Origin of the sequence: Pseudanabaena sp. 'Roaring Creek', from assembly GCF_001402795.1 — a bacterium.
Classification (GTDB): domain Bacteria; phylum Cyanobacteriota; class Cyanobacteriia; order Pseudanabaenales; family Pseudanabaenaceae; genus Pseudanabaena.
In genome coordinates, this window is record NZ_LIRE01000484.1 from 1 (window position 1) to 2,976 (window position 2,976).

Here is a 2,976-nt window from a genome sequence, read left to right on the forward strand (position 1 = left end):
CCAGTCTATAATTTTGTTTAATTCTAATAGTGAATTTTTAAAGCTGCTGTGTTTTACTTCATATTTTTCAAAATCAAAAATATTTGTCTGCCTATCCTGCATTGCTTTTTAACCTCTTCTATCTCTTGATCATTGTACTATATGTCTATTCCAATTCCTCAAATCCCTTGTCCTGCCTATACCTGCTTTTAGAGATGCCCTTATGACGAGTGTTTCAGCCATCAAAGACCTCCGAGACTAAAACTATTGCATATCGAGTGTTTCAGCCATTTAAGCTAAAGTATCTCCCCAAAACGCCTATTGAGCCTAATTTTGATGTTTTTAGTAATCCTCCCTTATGGTGCTTATATACCGAGCCTGTGTTTTTAAATTGTGAATGTGGTTTTACGTTAAGCCAGTATGAAGAATTAAAGATTTTGTTAGGAGGAAAATATAATGATATTTGTAATGAGGTTATGCATCAAAGATTTTATAGAGAAGAGATAGATGTAGTATTCTAACATTTGCATGAAATTATAATTAAATAATTCCGTTTTGGACTTAAGATAAAATTTGCTCCTTAACAAATATTTTGTAATAGAAACGATAAGCAACAGCAACATTCAAAATTTGCTACACTGAAAAAAAATAGATGCATTGACTCACCATGTATTCCACAAACCAAAACCAACAAATCTTAGAAGCGATCGGCAAACTTAGCCAGCAGCAGATCCAGATAGTTTTGCGATTTATCCAAACACTGCAACCCAAAAAGCTCTCTAGCCCAACTGCCGCACCATTCGATCCCCTAGTAAACTTTATTGGAGCCACCAATCACGGCAATCTCGCCCAACAAATTGATCAAGACCTCTATGAGTAACGCCATATTCATCGATACATGGGGATGGCTCACTCTAAACGATGCAGGAGAACGCAGACATAGAGAAGTTGCAAATCTTTATCAAACCTTAATTGCAGAAAGAACACCCATCTATACCAGCACCTTTGTTCTAGATGAAACATTCACATTGTTTTTTAAACGACTCAACTCTTTTCAAGCCAAACAAGCAATGCTCCAACTATCTGAAGCATTTTCTACAGAGCAATTTGAACTAATCCAAATAGATGAATTTCGCTTTACTCAAACTCAAATGTTGCGGATAAAGTATCTCGACAAACCCCAAATCTCTTTCACAGACTTAACCTCAATGTTAATTATGCAAGAATTTGACATCTATCGAATCTTGACGGAAGATGCTCATTTTACCCAAGTTGGCTTAGGATTTCAACTTGAACCTAGTTCCTTTTAATTTGCTGAACATTAGAATAGTGATTATTAGCTAAGGTTTTGTTTTAATCAACCGTCAAGTTTTGTATAGCGATCGCCCTTGCCATACCCAAAAAACTAGGCGTTGCTGATTTAGGTTTGCAATAATCAAATCTGAGAAACTGATAGACTACTAATCGTTAGCGAAAAAGCATTGACTGCAAATGTAATGAATTATGCTTGGCTACAACTTTTGGGAGGAATCATACTTTTGGTTCTGTATCTATTTTTCTCAGCTAAGACAGAGATGGGAACTAAGTTGTTTATGAACCAAAATAGCGATCGCCTATCAGAAATTATTAACTTCCTGCAAATTTCAGACAAACTAGCGACAGCAGGACAGCCAACTGTCAAGCAGTTCCGATCAATTGCTGATGCTGATTATGAAACAGTGATTAATCTGGCTTTACCGACTTCTGAAGGAGCGATCGCCAATGAAGCAAAACTAGTTCAATCGTTGGGCATGGAATATATTGCCATTCCTGTGAATTGGGAAAGCCCGACGATAGCGGATTTAGACACATTTCTGCAAGTAATGGAACAACGCCAACAGCAAAAAATCTTTGTCCATTGTGCTAAGAATATGCGCGTTTCTGCCTTTGTCTATCTCTATCGTCGCTTGCATCTCAATTGCGATCGTGGACAAGCGATCGCGGATTTACATAAAATCTGGCAACCCAACGAGACTTGGCAAAAATTTATTGACACAAAACTCACTTCAATATCAAAAGCTTATGCTGACCGAGAAGCATTCGGCATAAGCTTTTGAAGTATGCTGAACTACTTCGTAAGTTTTGTGTCAACTAGGATCGCAGCGTATTTCAATTAGAAATCCATCGGGGTCATAAAAATAAACGCCTCTACCAGTGGGACGAGTAACAGGCTCACCCTCAATTTGGACTTGGTGCGATCGCAATACTGCCACCGCTTGCTCAAACAATTCAGGAGCAATATCAAAGGCTAGATGATTAGCACGAGTAAATTGCCTCTGCGGATCGAGATCGGGCGGTGTAAGTTCTGGTTCCCAAAACAAATCGAGAACTGTGCCATCGGGAGTTCTAAAATTGGCGACTTTGCCTGCTGCTACTAAATCGGTTAGAGTACTGGGAACTTCTTCACCAATGAGTTGATGCAGTCCCAAAATGCTGCCATAAAAATCACAGGAGGCTTGCATATCCCGCACATTCAAAGCAATGTGATGTACTCGTCGTAAAGCCCCATTCGCGATCGTAGATAGCATAGTCGAACTATTGGATGACATAAAATCAGTTCTAGCTAGGTTTACCAATAGTGTAAGACGGTTAGCGCCAAGTTTTGTGATTCAACTAGTCTGAAAAGCTCCTTAGAGTCATCACTTAAGATTGAGGATTGGCAAACTTTGCTAAACGTTTGGCTAGATAAGTATATCTCTGCCGATCGCTGACCTGTTTGACCGCCAACCCGATCGCCTTCGACTCACCGACAATAATGGCAAGCTTTCGCGCACGAGTTAAACCAGTATAGAAAAGATTGCGAGAGAGCATTAGAAAATGCTGCATAAACAGAGGCATGATCACCACAGGATACTCACTGCCCTGCGCCTTATGGATCGTCGTCGCTCTCGCAAGAGCAATCTCATTAAGATCGGCATAATCATAGACCACTTGCCGATCGCCAAATACCACCGTGAC

5 protein-coding genes are annotated in these 2,976 nt (G+C 39.7%); 3 read left to right on the plus strand and 2 right to left on the minus strand.

The window, feature by feature from the left end; translation table 11 throughout:
- The first annotated feature begins 646 nt into the window (after positions 1–646).
- The 3 genes from AC805_RS15270 (at position 647) to AC805_RS15280 (ending at position 2,075) form a co-directional block, all read left to right on the plus strand.
- Positions 647–859, plus strand: coding sequence for a hypothetical protein (locus tag AC805_RS15270; RefSeq protein WP_055076217.1), 213 nt, complete (start codon positions 647–649; stop codon positions 857–859).
- The gene (locus tag AC805_RS15275) at positions 852–1,289 is read left to right on the plus strand and encodes a type II toxin-antitoxin system VapC family toxin (RefSeq protein WP_055076218.1); all 438 of its coding nucleotides are present in this window, start codon (positions 852–854) and stop codon (positions 1,287–1,289) included. Before AC805_RS15270 ends, AC805_RS15275 begins: the two co-directional genes overlap by 8 nt.
- Before the next feature lie 282 nt (positions 1,290–1,571).
- Positions 1,572–2,075, plus strand: coding sequence for a protein tyrosine phosphatase family protein (locus AC805_RS15280; RefSeq protein WP_055076221.1), 504 nt, complete (start codon positions 1,572–1,574; stop codon positions 2,073–2,075).
- A 30-nt stretch (positions 2,076–2,105) separates the two neighbouring features.
- Here the strand turns inward: AC805_RS15280 and AC805_RS15285 are convergent, their stop codons facing one another.
- Both AC805_RS15285 and AC805_RS15290 read right to left on the minus strand, forming a co-directional pair.
- Complete coding sequence (locus AC805_RS15285; RefSeq protein ID WP_055076219.1) at positions 2,106–2,567, minus strand: VOC family protein; 462 nt, start codon at positions 2,565–2,567, stop codon at positions 2,106–2,108.
- Between the two features lie 94 nt (positions 2,568–2,661).
- The coding region (locus AC805_RS15290; RefSeq protein WP_197278739.1) for an ATP-binding domain-containing protein at positions 2,662–2,976 on the minus strand (315 nt) is incomplete at its 5' end.